The following is a 17,278-nucleotide window of genomic DNA, read 5'->3' as shown; positions in this document are numbered from 1 at the left end:
ATCCGTTGACTCTTGTCATGCTCGCCGTCTTGGCGTTGCTTGTGTTCTTCATGTTTCGCAATGGCCGCAAGCGCCAGAAGGACACCTTGGCCCTGCAGTCGAAGATGGTCGCCGGAGCAGACGTGATGACCAACTTCGGCCTCTACGGCACCATTGTGTCGATCGATGAGGAAGAGAACAAGGTCGCCCTCGAGATCGCACCCGGCACCATTGTGCAGATCCACCGCCAGACGATCGCCCGCGTCGTCGAGCCCACAGTTGCCGGCGATGACGTCGTCCTCGACCAGACCGTTGACACCGACGCCGGCACGCCGGCCGTTGTCGGCGAGCCCGAGTACGGCCAGCGTGCCGAATTCAAGCCGACGACCGACGAGGTCGCGCCCGACACCGACACCGAACCCAAAAAGGGCGACGCGTAACACACCCACTCCGGCTGCGCGGCTTCGGTCGCGCAGCACGAGCAATAGAAAGCTGAGTTCAATAGGTGGCTAAGTCGTCTCCGACCAAGAAGGCCTGGCGCTCCCTGACCTGGCTTGGCGTGATCATCGTCGGTCTCATCGCTCTGAACGGAGCCGGCGTTCTCACCGGCGGCGGTTCGTGGACGCCGAAGCTGGCGCTCGACCTCGAGGGTGGCACCCAGATCATCCTGGCCCCCAAGCTCGAGTCCGGCCAGACGGTTTCGTCTGAACAGCTCAACCAGGCGGTGTCGATCATCCGGCAGCGGATCGACTCCGCCGGAGTCTCCGAGTCGGAGATCAACACCCAGGGTGGACAGAACATCGTCGTCTCCATTCCCGGAACGCCTGACGACGCCACCCTGAACCGCATCCAGTCCTCGGCAAAGCTTGAGTTCCGACCGGTCCTGGTCGCTTCAGCGCCCACTGAGGACAGTGTCGGCGCAGACGGCTCAACCGACGGGGCCACCGACCCGGCGACGGATGCCGCGGCAGACCCGGCCGCAGAGACCCCGGCCGCAGAGACTCCGGCCGCTGAGACCCCGGCCGTCGCGCCCACCGACGCGAGCGACCTGAACAACATCACTCCCGACCTGCAGGCGGAGTTCGATTCCTTCCAGTGCAGCGACATCGACACCAGCATTGTGGCACCGGCCGATCAGCCGCTGATCACCTGCGAGAGCGATGGTTCGATCAAGTACATCCTCGGCCCGGTCGAGGTGAGCGGCGAGAACATCTCCGACGCCACCAACGGGCAGGTCACCACGCAGAGCGGTGCAACTACCGGCGAATGGGCCGTCAACATCGTCTTCGACCGCACCGGCACCGAGTCGTTCGCCGACGTGACGACTCGCCTGAGCGGCCTCCAGGGCGCGCAGAACCAGTTCGCCATCGTGCTGGACGGCAGCGTCATCTCCGCTCCGCGCACGCTGGCCGTGATCACCGACGGCAAGCCCCAGATCACCGGCTCGTTCGACCAGGACACCTCCAAGGCCCTCGCCGACCAGCTCAAGTTCGGCGCCCTGCCGATCAGCTTCGCCGTGCAGAGCCAGGACACCATCTCGGCAACCCTCGGTTCGACCCAGCTGCAGAGCGGCCTCATCGCGGGCCTGATCGGCCTGATCCTGGTCGTGCTCTACTCCCTCATCCAGTACCGCCTCCTCGGGCTGGTCACTGTCGCGTCGCTCATCGTGGCTGGCGTGATCACCTACCTGCTGATCACTCTGTTGTCCTGGCGTGAGGGGTACCGCCTCTCCCTGGCCGGTGTGGCCGGTCTCATCGTGGCCATCGGTATCACCGCTGACTCGTTCATCGTCTACTTCGAGCGGGTGCGCGACGAGCTCCGCGACGGCAGGGGACTGGTGTCCTCGGTCGAATCCGGCTGGCGCCGCGCGATCCGCACCATCATCGCCTCCGACACCGTCAACTTCCTCGCCGCCGCGGTTCTGTTCATCCTGGCCGTCGGTAACGTGCGCGGTTTCGCCCTGACCCTGGGACTGACCACCCTGGTCGACCTCCTGGTCGTGGCGATTTTCACCCATCCGATGCTGCAGCTGCTCGCCCGCACCAAGTTCTTCGGAGACGGGCACAAGCTCAGTGGACTCGACCCGCGGGCACTCGGCGCCGTCTACCGCGGACGCGCCCGGTTCCAGCCCTCCGTGGAGGTGGCGTCACGCAAGTCGCCGTCCTCCAGCAAGGAGGCCGCAAAGCGCCAGACCATCGCCGAACGCAAGGCGGCTGAGCTCGTCGGTTCCGGCTCCAGTAAGTCGACCGATGGGAAGGATTCCTAATGGCCAGCTTCAACCAGTTCGGCAACGATCTGCACACCGGCAAGCTCTCCTACAACATCGTCGGACGTCGTAAGGTCTGGTACTCGGTCGCCGCGGTCATGATCCTGATCGCGATCCTCGGTCCGGTCCTCCGCGGTGGGTTCACGTTCGGCATCGAGTTCACCGGCGGCTCCGAGTTCGTCCTCTCCGAGATCTCCACCGAGGACCAGGATGCGGCATCCACCGCGGTCACCGAGGTGGTGCCCGAAGCCGTGCCCAAGGTGTCCGTCGTCGGCAGCGACAGCATCCGCGTGCAGACCGACCAGCTCAGCGACACCGAGAGCCGGGAAGTACGCGCCGCTCTCGCCACCGCATACAGCGTCGACGCGGCGCAGGTCACGTCCTCGTTCATCGGCCCGTCCTGGGGCCAGGACATCACCGGCTCCGCCATCCGCGCACTGCTGACCTTCCTGGTGCTCGCCGGCGCGGTGATGGCCCTGTACTTCCGCACCTGGAAAATGGCCGCCGCCGCCATGGTCGCCCTGTTACACGACCTCGTCATCACCGCGGGTTTCTACGGCATCACCGGCTTCGAGATCACTCCGGCGGCCGTGATCGGCTTCCTCACGATCCTGGGTTACTCGCTGTACGACACCGTGGTGGTGTTCGACAAGATCCGCGAGAACACGACCGAAGACGGGCCAGAATCCCGGCGCACGTTCGCCGACTCGGTCAACCTCGCGGTCAACCAGACCCTGGTGCGCTCGATCAACACCTCGATCGTCGCAGTCCTCCCGGTCGCCTCGATCCTCGTCATCGGTGCGTTCGTGCTGGGTGCGGGAACCCTGCAGGACATCTCCCTGGCCCTGCTGATCGGAATGATCGTGGGTACATACTCCACGATCTTCATCGCCGCCCCGCTCTACGCCCAGCTGCGCGAGAACGAGCCGGAGATCCGCAAGCGTGACAAGAAGGCCCTGGCCCTGCGGGCCAAGGCCACCGGTACCTCGTCGGTCGCCGGCACGGATGCGGCCCGCGCGGACGTTCCCGCGTGAGCCGGTTCGCCCGCCGGGAATATCCGACAGCGTCCCTCGGTTTACCGTTTATCCGTTAGTACAGGGATAATTGGCGCCAGGGAGTGAGGTAACGAGATGACAGAAACCACCACGCCATCCGCCGCGTCACTGCGTCGTCTGGTGCCGCGTATTTTCTCCAGGGCGCAGCCCGTCGGTGCCGTCGACACGCTGCTGAAGACGGTGCGCACGCACCATCCCAAGGTGGATCTGTCGATCATCGAACGGGCGTACGCGGCCGCTGAGCGGGCCCACGAGGGCCAGAAACGTCGCAGCGGCGAGCCGTACATCACCCATCCCGTCGCGGTCGCCCAGATCCTGGCCGACCTCGGGATCGGTCCCAAGACCGTGGCAGCTGCCCTGTTGCACGACACCGTCGAGGACACCGACTACACCCTCGACCAGTTGCGCGCCGACTTCGGCGACGAGATCACCATGCTCGTGGACGGCGTCACCAAGCTCGACAAGGTGAAGTACGGCGACAGCACTCAGGCCGAGACTGTCCGCAAGATGATCGTCGCGATGTCCAAGGACATCCGGGTGCTGATCATCAAACTGGCCGACCGTCTGCACAACGCCCGCACCTGGGGCTTCGTGCCGGCGGAGTCCGCGACCCGCAAGGCCACCGAGACCCTCGAGATCTACGCCCCGCTGGCCCACCGCCTGGGAATCCAGACCATCAAGTGGGAACTCGAGGACCTCTCTTTCGGGGTGCTCTACCCGAAGCTGTACGCCGAGATCGAGAGCCTCGTCAAGCAGCGCACCCCGCAGCGCGAAGAATTCGTGCAGTACGTCATCGACGCGATCAACGACGATCTCAAGGCCGCGCGCATCCGCGGCAAGGTGGCCGGACGGCCCAAGCAGTACTACTCGATCTACCAGAAGATGGTCGTGCGCGGCCGCGAGTTCGACGAGATCTACGACCTCGTCGGCATCCGGGTCCTGGTGAACTCGGTGCGGGACTGTTACGCGGTCCTCGGAGCCATCCACGCGCGGTGGACTCCGCTGCCCGGTCGCTTCAAGGACTACATCGCCACCCCCAAATTCAACCTGTACCAGTCGCTGCACACCACCGTGCTCGGCCCGAGTGGCCGCCCGGTCGAGATCCAGATCCGTACCCAGGAGATGCACGAGCGTGCCGAGTACGGCGTCGCCTCGCACTGGAAGTACAAGGAGCAGGTCAACGGCAAGAGCTCCGGCCCCGGCCCCCAGAGCGACACCGATATGGCCTGGCTGGCACATATCTCCGATTGGCAGGCCGAAACGGCCGACCCCAACGAGTTCCTCGACTCCCTGCGCTACGAGATCGGCGCCAAGGAGGTCTACGTCTTCACGCCCAAGGGCCGCGTGATCGGCCTGCCCGCCGACGCGACGCCAGTGGACTTCGCCTACGCCGTGCACACCGAGGTGGGCCACCGCACCATGGGCGCCAAGGTCAACGGACGGCTCGTGCCTCTGGAGAGCTCGCTCAGCACCGGCGACGTCGTGGAGGTCTTCACCTCCAAGAACCCGGACTCGGGTCCGAGCCAGGACTGGCTGAACTTCGTCAAGAGCCCCAGGGCGCGCAACAAGATTCGCCAGTGGTTTACCAAGGAACGCCGCGACGAGGCCATCGAACAGGGCCGCGACGCCATCGCCAGGGCCATGCGCAAGCAGAACCTGCCGCTGCAGAAGCTGATGAACCAGGACTCCTTCGCCGAGGTCGCCGCCGTGATGCGCTACGAAGACGTCTCGGCGCTCTACGCCGCCGTCGGTGAAGGCCACGTGTCGACGCAGTCCGTGCTGGAGAAGGTCGTCGCCACGCTGCAGAGCGTGGAGGAGAGCGACGCGACGGACCTGCCGTTCACCCCCAACGGCCGTACCCAGACGTTGCGCAACAACGACTCCGGGATCCTGGTGCGCGGCGCCCCCGACATCCTCGTCAAGCTGGCACGCTGCTGCACCCCGGTTCCCGGCGACAAGATCGTGGGTTTCATCACCCGCGGTTCCGGTGTGTCTGTGCACCAATTCGATTGCCACAACGTGCAGGAACTGCTCAAGGAACCCGAGCGGATGATCGACGTCGACTGGGCGCCGACCTCGAAGAGCCTGTTCCTCGTGCAAATCCAGATCGAGGCCCTCGACCGCTCCGGCTTGCTCTCGGATGTCACCAGAGTGTTGTCGGAACACCACGTCAACATCCTCTCGGCGACGGTACACACCTCCAGCGACCGGCTGGCGATCAGCCGGTTCGTGTTCGAGATGGGCGACACTACCCACCTCGACAGGGTGCTGAACGCGGTGCGCCGCATCGACGCCGTGTACGACGTCTACAGGGTCAGCGACGGCTGAGGTTCAGCCGGCGCGCTTCCCGTAGCTGGGCGGCCGCCCTGCGGCTGAACGAGACTCCCCGTTGACCGGCGAGCGCCTGTTCGTCGGCGTGCGGATCGACTGGTCCGTCATAGACCAGCAGCGCCGCCAGCAGCGCCGTGTCTGCGCGGCACCCGGGTGAGCGGCCCCAGCGGGCAAGGTCGATAGCCGTCCGCAGGGGAGTGGTGACGAGTTGACGACCCAGCACCCTCGTGTCGTCGCGGCCGAGGCGCACCTCGCGGAGCTGGGTCCTCGTCTCGACGGGCTTGCGGGCACGCGCGGTCATGTCGATGCAGAACTGATGGGGGTCAGGTTCGGCGGCCAGACCATAGATCCAGGCGGCGCTCATCCGCTCGGCGGCGGCCCGGCTCGGCGCGACCGAGGTGAGCGCCTCGCCCCGGGTCTCCGGGCCGTCGTGGGCGTCGACCGGACACCACGCTCCGGCGAGCGGGAACAGCTCACCGTCGAGGCGGGCACAGTTCAGTTCGGCGAGCGGAAGGTCGGCCGGGGTGAGCGCGGCAGGAAGCAGGGGAGTCATGCTTCCAGCCTGCGGAGTCGCCGGCAGACGCCGAAACGGGACCGGGAATCTGTGGACAGATTCCCGATCCCGTTTCGGGTGTGGGTAGTTACTCCCGTGCAGCGAGTCGTTACTGGCCGATGGCCTTCAGCCAGGCCTTGCGGGTCTCGAGCGCCTCGGTCGCGTCCTTGATCTTGCGGGCGTCCTTGGTCTCCTGCGCGGCGGCCAGCTCGGCCTCGAGCTTGGCGATCGCGTCGTGCAGCTGACCGGCGAGGCCTTCGGCGCGGGCCTTGGTCTCGGGGTTGTTGCGCTTCCAGTGGTCGTCGTCGAGCTTCCGCACGGCCGCTTCCACCTTGCGCATGCGCTCCTCGACGGGCTTGACCTGGTCGCGGGGGACCTTGCCTGCGGCGTCCCAGCGGCGCTGCACCGAGCTGAGCAGCTCGCGGGCCTTGACCCGGTCGGTCTCGGTGAGCAGGGTCTCGGCCTCGGTGAGCAGGTCGAGCTTGATGACCAGGTTGGCGGAGAACTCTTCGTTGTCCTGCGCGTCGATCTCGCTCTTCACCGAGTAGAGCACGTCGCCGGCGGCCTTGAACTTGGCCCACATGGCGTCGTCCTGCTTCTTGCCGGAGCGACCGGCGGCCTTCCAGTCCTCGAGCAGGTTGCGGTAGGCGGGGATGCCGTCGGCACCCTGGGGTGCCAGCGCCTCAGCCTTCTCGATGAGCTGCTGCTTGCGGTTCCGTACATCCTTGTGAGCGCTGTCGAGTTCGGCGAAGAACGCCTTGCGGTTCTGCTCGATAGTGGTGCGAGCCGCACGGAACCGCTTCCAGAGCTCGTTCGCCTCGCCCTTGGGGATGCGCGGTGCGTCGTGCTGGTGGGCCTGCCACTTGGCGAACAGCGCGTCGAGTGCAGCGCTGGTCTGCTTCCACTGCGTCTTGGCCGGGTCTTCGGCGGCGAGGCGTTCGGCCTCTTCAACGATGGCAGCCCGCTCCGCGAGGGCCGCAGCGCTGGCGGCCTTGGCCTCGACACCCTGCTGCTCGGTGAGTTCGGTGACCGTGCCACCCAAAGCGCCGAGGCGCTCGGCGAGGGCGGCGAGGTTGCCGACGGCGTTTGCCGTTGCAACCGACTTCGACAGGTTCGCGACCGACTTGGCGATATCCGCGGCCGGCGCCCCTCCCTTTGCGCGCTGTTCGAGCAGGGTGACCTGTCCGTTCAGCTCCACGTACTTGCGTTCGAAGTAGGCGAGTGCCTCTTCAGGTGTCGCGTCGGGATACTGGCCGACGGCACGTTCGCCGTCTGCTTCGCGCACGTAAACCGTGCCGGTTTCGTCTACGCGACCCCATGGTTGCTGATCTGTCGTAGTCAAGAGCCTCACCTTAATGATCTGGTTGATTCCCCGTGCAGTGAAGTACTGCAGCGGGCGAATCCCTGAACGAGCCAGTACTGGCACAAGCCAATACGCGCACAAGCTTATTGCAAGCGTGCCCGTCGTTCGGCGGAAACGACCGAACTGGTCTTTCCGAGCTGGTTTCTACCGTGGCTACTGAACGGTGAAGGAGGTGATGGTGGTCGGAACCACGGGAGCGCCGTCCGCCGAGCCGTCCTCGACCCCGGCGTCGGCGATCTGGCTGACGAGCTGGTCCAGTCCGGAGGTGACGGTGCCGATGACCGAGTAACCGGAACCGTCCGCTCCAGCAGGAATCTCCGTATCGCCGTAGACGATGAAGAACTGGCTGCCCATGCTGTACGGATCGCTGGACCTCGCCATGGCGATGGTGCCGGCCGGATAGACGTTGTCGGCCGGAGCATTCTCGACCGGGCCGTAGTAGTAATTGGGTCCACCGGTTCCGTCGCCGGTGGGGTCACCGCACTGTAATACCGAAAAGCCTTCGCCCGTGGTCAGGCGGTGGCAGGTGACGTCATCGTAGAAACCGGATCCGGCGAGGCTGATGGTCGAGGAGACCGCTTGCGGCGCCGCGGCGCCGTCGAGGGAGACGCCGAGTTCGATGTCGTTGAGGGTGAGCGTGCCGGTCCAGGTCCGACCCTCGGCCAGATCGCTCGAGGGAACGTCGCCCGCGTTCGCGCCGGGGGTCGGAGTCACCGAGTCCGAGGGCTCGGCCGTGGGCGTCGCGGAAGCCGAAGCACTGGGTTCAGGAGTGCCGGGGCCGCCGCCGAAGTAGAACATCTGGGCGCCGACCAGCACGATGAGGGCGACCACGAGTACGCTGCCGGCCACCATGTTGTCGCGCACGCGCCGCTTGACCTGGTGCTCGTTCACGGCCTTGCGGGCCTGGTAGGCGCGAGCGCGGCCGCGGGCCTCGCGTTCCTGCTTGGTGTTAGGTGCCACGGGAATCCTCCAGGTGCCGCCTGAGGCGGGAAATCGGGCTTGTCGGGCAACACGGCCCGGGTCACTGTGAACTCTACGCATGCGGGGGCGGCGGCGAAAATTGGCGTCGGCGGCACAAACTACGCTGGACGCATGTCTTCCGTCCAACCAGGCCTCCGTACCGGCGCGACGCCGCTCGCGGTGCGCATGCGCCCCAAGAGCCTGGCCGAGGTTGCCGGGCAGCGTCACCTGCTTACCCCGGGGTCGCCGCTGGTCAGCCTGGCCAACGACAAGACGGGGGAGCAGGGTTCGGTCTCCGTCATCCTGTGGGGCCCTCCGGGAACCGGCAAGACCACCCTCGCCCAGACCATCGCGCACAGTTCCGGACGCCGCTTCGTTGAGCTCTCCGCCGTCTCCGCCGGCGTGCGGGACGTGCGCCAGGTGATGGACGAGGCCCGCACCAGCCGGGACCTCTACGGCCTGTCCACCGTGCTGTTCCTCGACGAGATCCACCGGTTCAGCAAGGCGCAGCAGGACGCCCTGTTGCCGGGGGTGGAGAACGGCATCATCATCCTCGTGGCCGCGACGACCGAGAACCCGTCCTTCTCGGTGATTTCGCCGCTGCTGTCCAGGTCTCTGCTGCTCACGCTGGAGACCCTCAGCGACGACGACCTCGGTACCGTCGTGGACCGCGCCGTCACCGACCCGCGGGGCCTGGCCGACAGGTTCGTGCTCGACCCTGAGGCCCGCGGGGCCATCATCCGGCTCGCGTCCGGCGACGCCCGCCGGGCGCTCACGGCGCTCGAGGCCGCTTCGGTGTCGGCCGCGACCACGGAGACCGCTGACGGCGAGAAGCCCGTCATCACGACCGAGATCGTCTCGCTCGCGGTCGACCGTGCGCTGCTGCGCTACGACCGCAACGGTGACGAACATTACGACGTGATCAGCGCCTTCATCAAGTCGGTGCGAGGGTCGGATGTCGACGCGTCCCTGCACTACCTGGCCCGGATGATCGAGGCCGGGGAGGATCCCCGATTCATCTGCCGCCGGATCATCGTGCTCGCCTCCGAAGACATCGGCATGGCCGACCCGCAGTCTCTGGTCATCGCGATAGCCGCCGCCGACGCCGTTCAATACATCGGCATGCCGGAAGGCCGCATCCCCCTGGCCCAGGCCGTGGTGCACCTGGCCTGCGCGCCCAAGTCCAATGCCGCCTATATGGCCCTCGACGCCGCCATCGCCGACGTGCGCAACGGCAACACCGGCCGGGTGCCCAAGCACCTGCGTGACGCGCACTACCCGGGGGCCAAACGCCTCGGCCACGGCAAGGGTTACAAATACCCGCACGATGATGCGCTCGGCGTTCTCGCGCAGGACTATCTGCCCACCGAACTGCGCCGGAAGCAGTACTACACACCCACCGAACACGGCAATGAACGTGACGTCTCCGCGCGCCTGGCCAAGCTCCGCAAGATCATCCGCGGCCAGTAGACCGGGGCGTGTCGAAAGCCCGGCCACGGGGGCACCCGTGTGCTAGCCTTGACCTCGCCTACAACTGGTTTTGTCATGCGGCTGCGTACACAACCTAAGTTGGAGTGGATTCGCCCTGTAGCCGGGCGGCCCGTGGCACCCACCCCTCTGATCTCCCATGACGCCTTGTGCTGCCGTTCGCGGCCGGCCCGGCGCCCTGGTATCCATTTTTCAGATCCATCCGAAAGGACACTGTGTCTACCAAGTCACGTACCCGTAGCAAGACCCGCCTCTCGCGGGCCCTGGGCATCGCCCTGACCCCGAAGGCCGCCAAGTACCTCGAGAAGCGTCCCTACGCTCCGGGCGAGCACGGCCGCACCAAGCGCAAGACCGATTCGGACTACGCCGTGCGTCTGCGCGAAAAGCAGCGCTTACGTGCCCAGTACGGCATCCGCGAAGCCCAGCTCAAGATCGCCTTCGAAGAAGCGCGTCGCCGCCAGGGCCTGACCGGTGAAAACCTCGTCGAGATCCTCGAGACCCGTCTCGACGCCCTCCTCGTGCGTTCGGCCATCGCCCGCACCACCGCCCAGGCCCGTCAGATGGTTGTGCACCGCCACATCCTCGTCGACGGCCAGCTGGTCGACCGTCCCTCCTTCCGCGTGAAGCCGGGTCAGCTCATCCACGTCAAGGCCAAGAGCGAGGGCACCGAGCCTTTCCAGGTTGCCGCGGCCGGCGGTCACGTCGACCTGCTGCCCAAGCTCCCGCCGTACCTCGAGGTTGAACTCGACAAGCTGCAGGCCCGCCTCGTTCGCGCCCCGAAGCGCATCGAGATCCCCGTGACCTGTGAAGTCCAGCTCGTCGTTGAGTACTACGCAGCACGCTAGTCACTCACGGCGCGTCTCGATTCGCCGGAACTGAACTACGCTTGAGGGCGGATCACCTAGGTGATCCGCCCTTTTGCGTGCTGTGCCTAATCGAAATGGATGGTGCCGAATGACTGGTGGAGATATCGCCGGCCTGATTGCCGCTGGCGTTTTCGCAGTTCTGGTGGCGTTCCTCGCCATCCCGTTGATCAAGCTCGGCCGGGTGTTCGACGAGACCACTCTCGCCATCCGCGACCTCAGCCATAACGTGACCCCGCTGCTCGAGGAGACGACGAGCACCGTCGCCCAGACCAACCACCAGCTGGCCACGATCGACACAATCACCACGAATGTCGCCGAGGTCACCGGAAACGTGTCCGCAATGGTCGCGCTGTTCGCGGCCACCGTCGGCGGCCCCCTGATCAAGCTCGCCGGATTCTCCGCCGGTGTCCGGGCGGCCTTCAGGGCCTCCAAGCCCCGTCGAGGCACGAAGTAAGTCCACTACGCTGGAAAGCAGCCTGTCAGGACCTCGGCCCGCTGGACCAGCGGGTGCCCCGGCCCACAGCCACCCATTCCTCAAACTCAGGGAGCACATGCCATGAAGAATTTCATCTGGTTAGTCGTCGGCGTCGGAATCGGATTTGTTGCCGCCCACGAGGTGAACAAGACCCAGCAGGGCAAGCGGTTCTTCACCGATCTTGACGCCAAGACCCGCGAATTCGGCGAGGCCATCTCCGAGGGCTACCGCAAACGCGAAGCCGAACTGCACGCCGCACTCGGCGAGGCAGAAGAGACCATCGAAGAGCTGTCAAAGCCCTAACCACTTCCCTTCCCACCGCAATTCCCCCGGTCGGATTACCGATCCAGTAACAGTACGGACCCCATGCAGACTGCCGACATTCGCGGGCGCTGGCTCGACTTCTTCGCCGACCGTGGACACACCGTTGTCCCGTCGGCGTCGCTCGTGAGCGATGACCCCTCCCTCCTCTTCACCGTGGCCGGCATGGTGCCGTTCGTGCCCTACCTCACCGGTCTGGTACCCGCCCCGTTCCCCAGGGCCACCAGCGTGCAGAAGTGCATCCGCACCAACGACATCGAAGAGGTCGGCAAGACGCCGCGGCACGGCACCTTCTTCCAAATGAGCGGCAACTTCTCTTTCGGCGACTACTTCAAGGAGCAGGCGATCAGCTACGCCTGGGAGCTGCTCACCTCGAGCGAGGCCGACGGCGGCTACGGCTTCGCCGAGAAGGACCTCTGGGTCACGGTCTACGAGAACGACGACGAGGCCTTCGGCTACTGGCGCGCGCTCGGCCTGCCTGAACACCGGATCCAGCGCCTCGGAATGGACACCAACTACTGGTCCACCGGCCAGCCCGGCCCCGCCGGCCCGTGCAGTGAGATCTTCTTCGACCGTGGCCCCGCCTTCGGCATCGACGGCGGTCCCGCCACCGACGACGACCGCTACGTGGAGATCTGGAACCTGGTCTTCATGCAGTACCTCCGCGGTGAGGGCACCGGCAAGAACGACTTCCAGATCCTCGGCGACCTGCCCAAGAAGAACATCGACACCGGCATGGGCCTGGAGCGCGTCGCGTTCCTCAAGCAGGGCGTGCAGAACATGTACGAGATCGACCAGGTGCGCCCGGTTCTCGACCGTGCCGCGGCCCTCTCCGGCCGCCGCTACGGCGCCGACCACGAGGACGACGTGCGGATGCGCATCGTCGCCGACCACGTGCGGTCCTCCCTGATGTTGATGAGCGACGGTGTCATGCCGTCCAATGAGGGCCGCGGCTACATCCTGCGCCGCCTGATGCGCCGCAGCGTTCGTGCCATGCGCCTGCTCGGGGTGGACGCCGCCTCGTTCACCGAGCTGTTCCCGGCCTCCCGCGACGCCATGAGCGCCGCGTATCCCGAGGTCGCCACCGACTACGACCGGATCAGCCAGGCCGCATACGCCGAGGAAGAGACCTTCCTGCGCACCCTCGCCAGCGGGTCGAGCGTGCTCGACCTCGCCGTGGCCAAGACCAAGAGCGCCCAGAAGGCGGAACTGCCCGGCGACACCGCGTTCCTGCTGCACGACACCTACGGCTTCCCGATCGAGATCACCCTGGAAATGGCCGAAGAGGCCGGCCTCAGCGTCAACCGTGAGGCTTTCGACACCCTGATGGCGAAGCAGCGCGCCATGGCCAAGGCCGACGCCAAGGCCAAGAAGACCCACCTGGCCGACCTGTCGGTCTACAGCGCCTTCCGCGCACACGGCGAGACCGTGTTCACCGGCTACGACATGCTGCAGACCGAATCCAGCATTCTGGGCCTGATCGTCGACGGCGCATCAGTGAACCGTGCGGTCGCCGGCGACATCGCCGAGGTCATCCTCGCCGAGACCGCCCTCTACGCCGAATCCGGCGGCCAGGAGGCCGACGCCGGCCTCATCGTGGGCCCCGGCTACGAACTCGAGGTTCTCGACGTGCAGAAGCCCGTCAAGGGCCTGATCAGCCACAAGGTGCAGGTCACCAGCGGCGAGGTCGGTGTGGGCGACCCCGCGACCAGCGTCGTCGATCCCGACTGGCGTCGCGGCGCCCGCCAGGCGCACTCCGGCACCCACATCCTGCACGCGGCGCTGCGCCAGGTGCTCGGCCCGAACGCACACCAGTCGGGTTCGTACAACAAGGCCGGCTTCTTCCGCCTGGACTTCTCCTGGAACCAGGCCCTGTCGCCGGCGACACGCAGCGAGATCGAGGAGATCTCCAACAACGCCATCCGCGACAACCTCGAGGTGAGCACCCGCGAACTGCCGCTGGCCGAGGCCAAGGCGCTCGGCGCGATGGCGCTGTTCGGCGAGAAGTACGGCGAGACCGTGCGGGTGGTCGACATCGGCGGCCCGTGGTCGCGCGAACTCTGCGCGGGCACCCACGTGGCCTCCAGCGCTGAGATCGGCATGATCAACCTCGTCAGCGAGGCGTCGGTCGGCTCAACCAACCGCCGTGTCGAGTCGCTCGTCGGGCTCGAGGCGTTCCGCGACCTCGCCGCCGAGCGGGCCATCGTGTCCCAGCTCACCAGCAACCTCAAGACGCCGCGTGAGCAGCTTCCCGCCAAGATCATGGATCTCATGCAGAGCCTGAAGGCGGCCGAGAAGAAGATCGCCTCGTTCGAAGCCCGTGCACTCAGCGACCGGGTGCCCGCCCTCGTGGCCCAGGCCACCAGGATCGGCGACCTCACCGTGGTGGCCGAAGACCTCGGCACCCTGAACTCCGCCGACGACGTGCGGATGCTCGTCACCGGCACCCGCGAACGGCTGGGCAATGACCCCGCCGTCGTCGCCCTCGCGGCGACCGTGGCCGACAAGCCCGTCGTGATCGTGGCGACCAACGCCGCGGCTCGTGACGCCGGCCAGAAGGCCGGTGCGCTGGCCAAGCAGCTCGCCGGTATTCTCGGCGGCGGCGGCGGCGGCAAGGACGACCTGGCCCAGGGCGGCGGCACGAAGGTGGAGCTGATCCCCGAGGCACTCAGCACGCTGCGCACGCTGGTGGCCCGCTAACCCATGCGATCGGGCGTGCGGGTGGGAATCGATGTCGGCACTGTGCGGATCGGCGTTGCCCGCAGCGACTTCCACGGCATGCTCGCCACCCCGGTGGAGACCGTGCCACGGGACAAGAACGCGGCCGACCTCGGCAGGATCGCCGGGATCGTCACCGAGCTGGATGCCGTCGAAGTGATCGTCGGGTTGCCCCTGGCGCTGTCCGGGCGGCACACCGCGTCGACCGACGATGCCGTCTCCTTCGCCGAAACCCTCGCCGAGACGGTGTCGGTGCCGGTTCGGCTCGTCGACGAGCGACTGTCGACGGTGTCGGCTCAGGCCGCCCTGCGAACCGTCGGCCGCAGCACCCGCACGCAGCGTCCAGTGGTCGATCAGGTGGCCGCGACTATTATTCTGCAGCATGCGCTCGATACCGAACGTGCCTCGGGCAAACCAGCCGGCACGTCCGTTGACCTGACCGGAAGGCCGTAACCGTGGCGAAAAGTCCGCCGGAAAACCCCGACCCGAACCCTTCGGGCGGCACTGGCGACACGCCGCTGCCCTCCCGCCGGGCCCTGCGGGAAGCCCAGGCGGCCCGCGAGGCCCAGGCGGCGCAGAAGGATGCGGGCCCGGCTGCTTCTGAACCGGCAGCTTCTGAACCGGCAGCGCCGCCGGCACCTCTGTCGTATTGGACCGCACCCGTACAGCCCGACCCGGACGAGCAGCCTGCCCCAGAGGAGCCCGCCGCGGTGAGCACCAGCGACCACAATCCCTTCGCGGGGCTCGGGTTCGGCACTGCGCCCGACCCGGCCCCCGCATCCGACGGTCAGCTGACGGGTGCCCCGGATGTCCCGGCGCAGGCCGGACGCCCCGGCTCCCGCGCGAATCGACGCGCCCGGCTTGCCGACCACCCGACCCTGGTGGAGAAGAAGTCGCGCAAGGGCGGCTGGGGCTGCCTGGTCGTCATCCTCGTCCTCCTCGCTCTGATGGGCGCCGCTGCCCTGGCCCTGCAGGGGCCCATCAGCCAGCTCGTCGCCGCCACGCAGGCTCCCGAGGACTATGAGGGCTCCGGCAGCGGTGAGGTGCTCGTCATGATCCACGACGGCGACACCGGTTCCGATATCGCCAACACCCTGGTGGACCAGGATGTGGTGAAGAGCTATGACGCCTTCTACGACCTGTTGCTCGCCCAGTCGACCGACCCGGTCTTCCAGCCCGGCGCCTACCAGCTGGCCTCGCAGATGAGCGCCCAGGCCGCACTCGAGGCCCTGCAGGATCCGGACAGCCGTCAGGATCTCACCGTGGTGATCCCCGAGGGAACCGCTGCCGTCGACGTGCTCACCTCGATGTCAGAGGGTACCGACATCCCCCTCGAGGACCTGCAGGCAGCGGCCGCCGACCTGTCCGGGTTCGGGCTCCCTGCCGAGGCCACCAGCCTCGAGGGATTCCTCTTTCCGGCCACGTACACATTCCAGCCGGCGACGAGCGCCCACGACGCACTCAAGACCCTCGTCGACCGCCAGTTCGAGGCCCTCGACACTGCCGGAGTCGCCCCGGCCGATCGGTGGAAGACCATCGTGATGGCGTCGCTGATCCAGCGTGAGGCCGGTCTGAAGGACGACTACTACAAGGTCGCCCGGGTGTTCTACAACCGGCTCGACCCTGCGCAGTGGGACACCGGGCTGCTGCAGTCCGATGCCACCGTCGCCTACGGCACCGGAAAGACGCACCTGGTCACGACGACCGACGCCGAGCGGGCGGACGTAGACAACGCCTACAACACCTACGTGCATCCCGGTCTGCCGGTCGGACCGATCAGCAATCCCGGCGACCTGGCCATTGATGCGGCCCTGCACCCCGCAGACGGAACCTGGCTATTCTTCGTGACGTGGAACCTGGATACCGGAGAGACCATCTTCTCAACGACCGTGGACGAACACGACGCCGGCGTCGCCAAGTGGCTGGACTGGATGGATGAGCACCCCGAATATGGTTGATCCGACGCAAGCCTCAGTCAGCACGCCGCCGCGGCGCCGGTTGGCGGTGCTCGGTTCGCCCATCGCGCACTCACTGTCGCCGGCCCTGCACGCTGCCGCCTATCGGGTGCTCGGCCTGAACTGGGAATACACGGCGGTGCAGATCGGCGAGGGTGAGCTCGACGGCTTCGTGGACGGCCTCACCCCGGAGTGGCTGGGGCTGTCCTTGACCATGCCGCTCAAGCACGAGATCCAGCCGCGCCTGGACACCCTGGACCGTGTCGCGATCCTCACCGGAGCCGTGAACACTGTGCGGTTCGGCGACGCACCGGTGGGGGAGGGCGACGACAGCACGACGGTGACCGCGCCACGGCCGTTCTTCGGCTACAACACCGACGTAGCCGGGCTGGTGCGTGCCCTGGCCGAGGCCGGCATGGACCGGGCCACCCACGTCACCCTGCTCGGTGCCGGCGCGACCGCAGCATCCGCCCTCGTCACCGCCGCCGAACTCGGCGCCGAAACCGTGCAGATCATCGCCCGCACGCCGGGCCGAGCCGACCCGCTCCTGGACCTCGGCCGCAAGCTCGGGCTCGTCGTCGCGGTAGCGGGCCTTCCGGCCATGGCCGCCGCCGACCGCGTCAGTGACCTGGTGATCAGCACCATGCCCGGCGATGCCGCACTGCAGTACGAGTTCCCGGCGGCGTTGCGGGCCAACACCCTGCTCTTCGACGTGGGCTACGCGCCCTGGCCCACAGCCCTGGCCCGGTCCTGGGCGGCTGCCGGCGGCCGGGCCCTGTCCGGCCGCACGATGCTGCTGCACCAGGCCGTCGTGCAGATCCGGATCTTCCTGGCCAACGACCCTTTCCTGCCCCTCCCCGACGAAGAGGCCGTGCTGGAGGCCATGCGTGCCGCACTGGACGCCGCCGACGGGACGGCGCCCGGCCGCGCTGTGGAAGGATAGGGAGC

At 67.0% G+C, this 17,278-nt stretch carries 15 protein-coding genes; 12 read left to right on the top strand and 3 right to left on the bottom strand.

Annotated elements, in window-relative coordinates; translation table 11 throughout:
• Nucleotides 1-17 precede the first annotated feature (17 nt).
• The 4 genes from yajC to E3T19_RS09705 all read left to right on the top strand — a co-directional run bounded on the left by yajC (nucleotide 18) and on the right by E3T19_RS09705 (nucleotide 5,628).
• Complete coding sequence (gene yajC / locus E3T19_RS09720; RefSeq protein ID WP_241980134.1) at nucleotides 18-419, top strand: preprotein translocase subunit YajC; 402 nt, start codon at nucleotides 18-20, stop codon at nucleotides 417-419.
• Nucleotides 420-484: 65 nt separating this feature from the next.
• Nucleotides 485-2,245 (top strand): protein translocase subunit SecD, encoded by a 1,761-nt coding sequence (gene secD, locus E3T19_RS09715; protein ID WP_134408711.1) that lies wholly within the window; start codon nucleotides 485-487, stop codon nucleotides 2,243-2,245.
• On the top strand, nucleotides 2,245-3,279 hold the full coding sequence (gene secF / locus E3T19_RS09710; RefSeq protein ID WP_134408710.1) for a protein translocase subunit SecF: 1,035 nt from the start codon (nucleotides 2,245-2,247) through the stop codon (nucleotides 3,277-3,279). The genes secD and secF overlap by 1 nt, the downstream gene beginning before the upstream one ends.
• A 96-nt stretch (nucleotides 3,280-3,375) precedes the next feature.
• The gene (locus E3T19_RS09705) at nucleotides 3,376-5,628 is read left to right on the top strand and encodes a bifunctional (p)ppGpp synthetase/guanosine-3',5'-bis(diphosphate) 3'-pyrophosphohydrolase (RefSeq protein ID WP_088456312.1); all 2,253 of its coding nucleotides are present in this window, start codon (nucleotides 3,376-3,378) and stop codon (nucleotides 5,626-5,628) included.
• Here the strand turns inward: E3T19_RS09705 and E3T19_RS09700 are convergent.
• The 3 genes from E3T19_RS09700 to E3T19_RS09690 all read right to left on the bottom strand — a co-directional run bounded on the left by E3T19_RS09700 (nucleotide 5,615) and on the right by E3T19_RS09690 (nucleotide 8,507).
• Nucleotides 5,615-6,184, bottom strand: coding sequence for a hypothetical protein (locus E3T19_RS09700; protein WP_088456311.1), 570 nt, complete (start codon nucleotides 6,182-6,184; stop codon nucleotides 5,615-5,617). The genes E3T19_RS09705 and E3T19_RS09700 overlap by 14 nt on opposite strands.
• A gap of 109 nt (nucleotides 6,185-6,293) precedes the next feature.
• Nucleotides 6,294-7,526 (bottom strand): DUF349 domain-containing protein, encoded by a 1,233-nt coding sequence (locus E3T19_RS09695; RefSeq protein ID WP_134408709.1) that lies wholly within the window; start codon nucleotides 7,524-7,526, stop codon nucleotides 6,294-6,296.
• Nucleotides 7,527-7,700: 174 nt separating this feature from the next.
• Nucleotides 7,701-8,507: a peptidylprolyl isomerase gene (locus E3T19_RS09690; RefSeq protein WP_134408708.1), complete on the bottom strand. Its 807-nt coding sequence runs from the start codon at nucleotides 8,505-8,507 to the stop codon at nucleotides 7,701-7,703.
• 132 nt (nucleotides 8,508-8,639) lie between these two features.
• Between E3T19_RS09690 and E3T19_RS09685 the strand changes: the two genes are divergently transcribed.
• The 8 genes from E3T19_RS09685 (at nucleotide 8,640) to E3T19_RS09650 (ending at nucleotide 17,273) form a co-directional block, all read left to right on the top strand.
• Nucleotides 8,640-9,977 (top strand): replication-associated recombination protein A, encoded by a 1,338-nt coding sequence (locus E3T19_RS09685; RefSeq protein WP_134408707.1) that lies wholly within the window; start codon nucleotides 8,640-8,642, stop codon nucleotides 9,975-9,977.
• A gap of 233 nt (nucleotides 9,978-10,210) precedes the next feature.
• A complete protein-coding gene (gene rpsD, locus E3T19_RS09680) occupies nucleotides 10,211-10,840 on the top strand; it encodes a 30S ribosomal protein S4 (protein ID WP_088456307.1) in 630 nt (209 codons plus the stop codon).
• A 109-nt stretch (nucleotides 10,841-10,949) separates the two neighbouring features.
• On the top strand, nucleotides 10,950-11,315 hold the full coding sequence (locus E3T19_RS09675) for a DUF948 domain-containing protein (protein WP_088456306.1): 366 nt from the start codon (nucleotides 10,950-10,952) through the stop codon (nucleotides 11,313-11,315).
• A 102-nt stretch (nucleotides 11,316-11,417) separates the two neighbouring features.
• The gene (locus E3T19_RS09670) at nucleotides 11,418-11,639 is read left to right on the top strand and encodes a hypothetical protein (RefSeq protein WP_088456305.1); all 222 of its coding nucleotides are present in this window, start codon (nucleotides 11,418-11,420) and stop codon (nucleotides 11,637-11,639) included.
• Between the two features lie 63 nt (nucleotides 11,640-11,702).
• Nucleotides 11,703-14,357, top strand: a complete 2,655-nt coding sequence (gene alaS / locus E3T19_RS09665) for an alanine--tRNA ligase (RefSeq protein WP_134408706.1) — start codon at nucleotides 11,703-11,705, stop codon at nucleotides 14,355-14,357.
• Nucleotides 14,358-14,360: 3 nt separating this feature from the next.
• Complete coding sequence (gene ruvX, locus E3T19_RS09660) at nucleotides 14,361-14,828, top strand: Holliday junction resolvase RuvX (RefSeq protein WP_174776710.1); 468 nt, start codon at nucleotides 14,361-14,363, stop codon at nucleotides 14,826-14,828.
• Between the two features lie 2 nt (nucleotides 14,829-14,830).
• On the top strand, nucleotides 14,831-16,333 hold the full coding sequence (mltG, locus tag E3T19_RS09655; RefSeq protein ID WP_241980125.1) for an endolytic transglycosylase MltG: 1,503 nt from the start codon (nucleotides 14,831-14,833) through the stop codon (nucleotides 16,331-16,333).
• Nucleotides 16,311-17,273, top strand: a complete 963-nt coding sequence (locus E3T19_RS09650) for a shikimate dehydrogenase (protein ID WP_240632179.1) — start codon at nucleotides 16,311-16,313, stop codon at nucleotides 17,271-17,273. Before mltG ends, E3T19_RS09650 begins: the two co-directional genes overlap by 23 nt.
• Nucleotides 17,274-17,278: the final 5 nt, after the last annotated feature.

The organism is Cryobacterium sp. TMT4-31, assembly GCF_004403385.1.
Lineage (GTDB): Bacteria > Actinomycetota > Actinomycetes > Actinomycetales > Microbacteriaceae > Cryobacterium > Cryobacterium zongtaii.
This window is presented reverse-complemented; position numbering and strand designations above follow the sequence as displayed.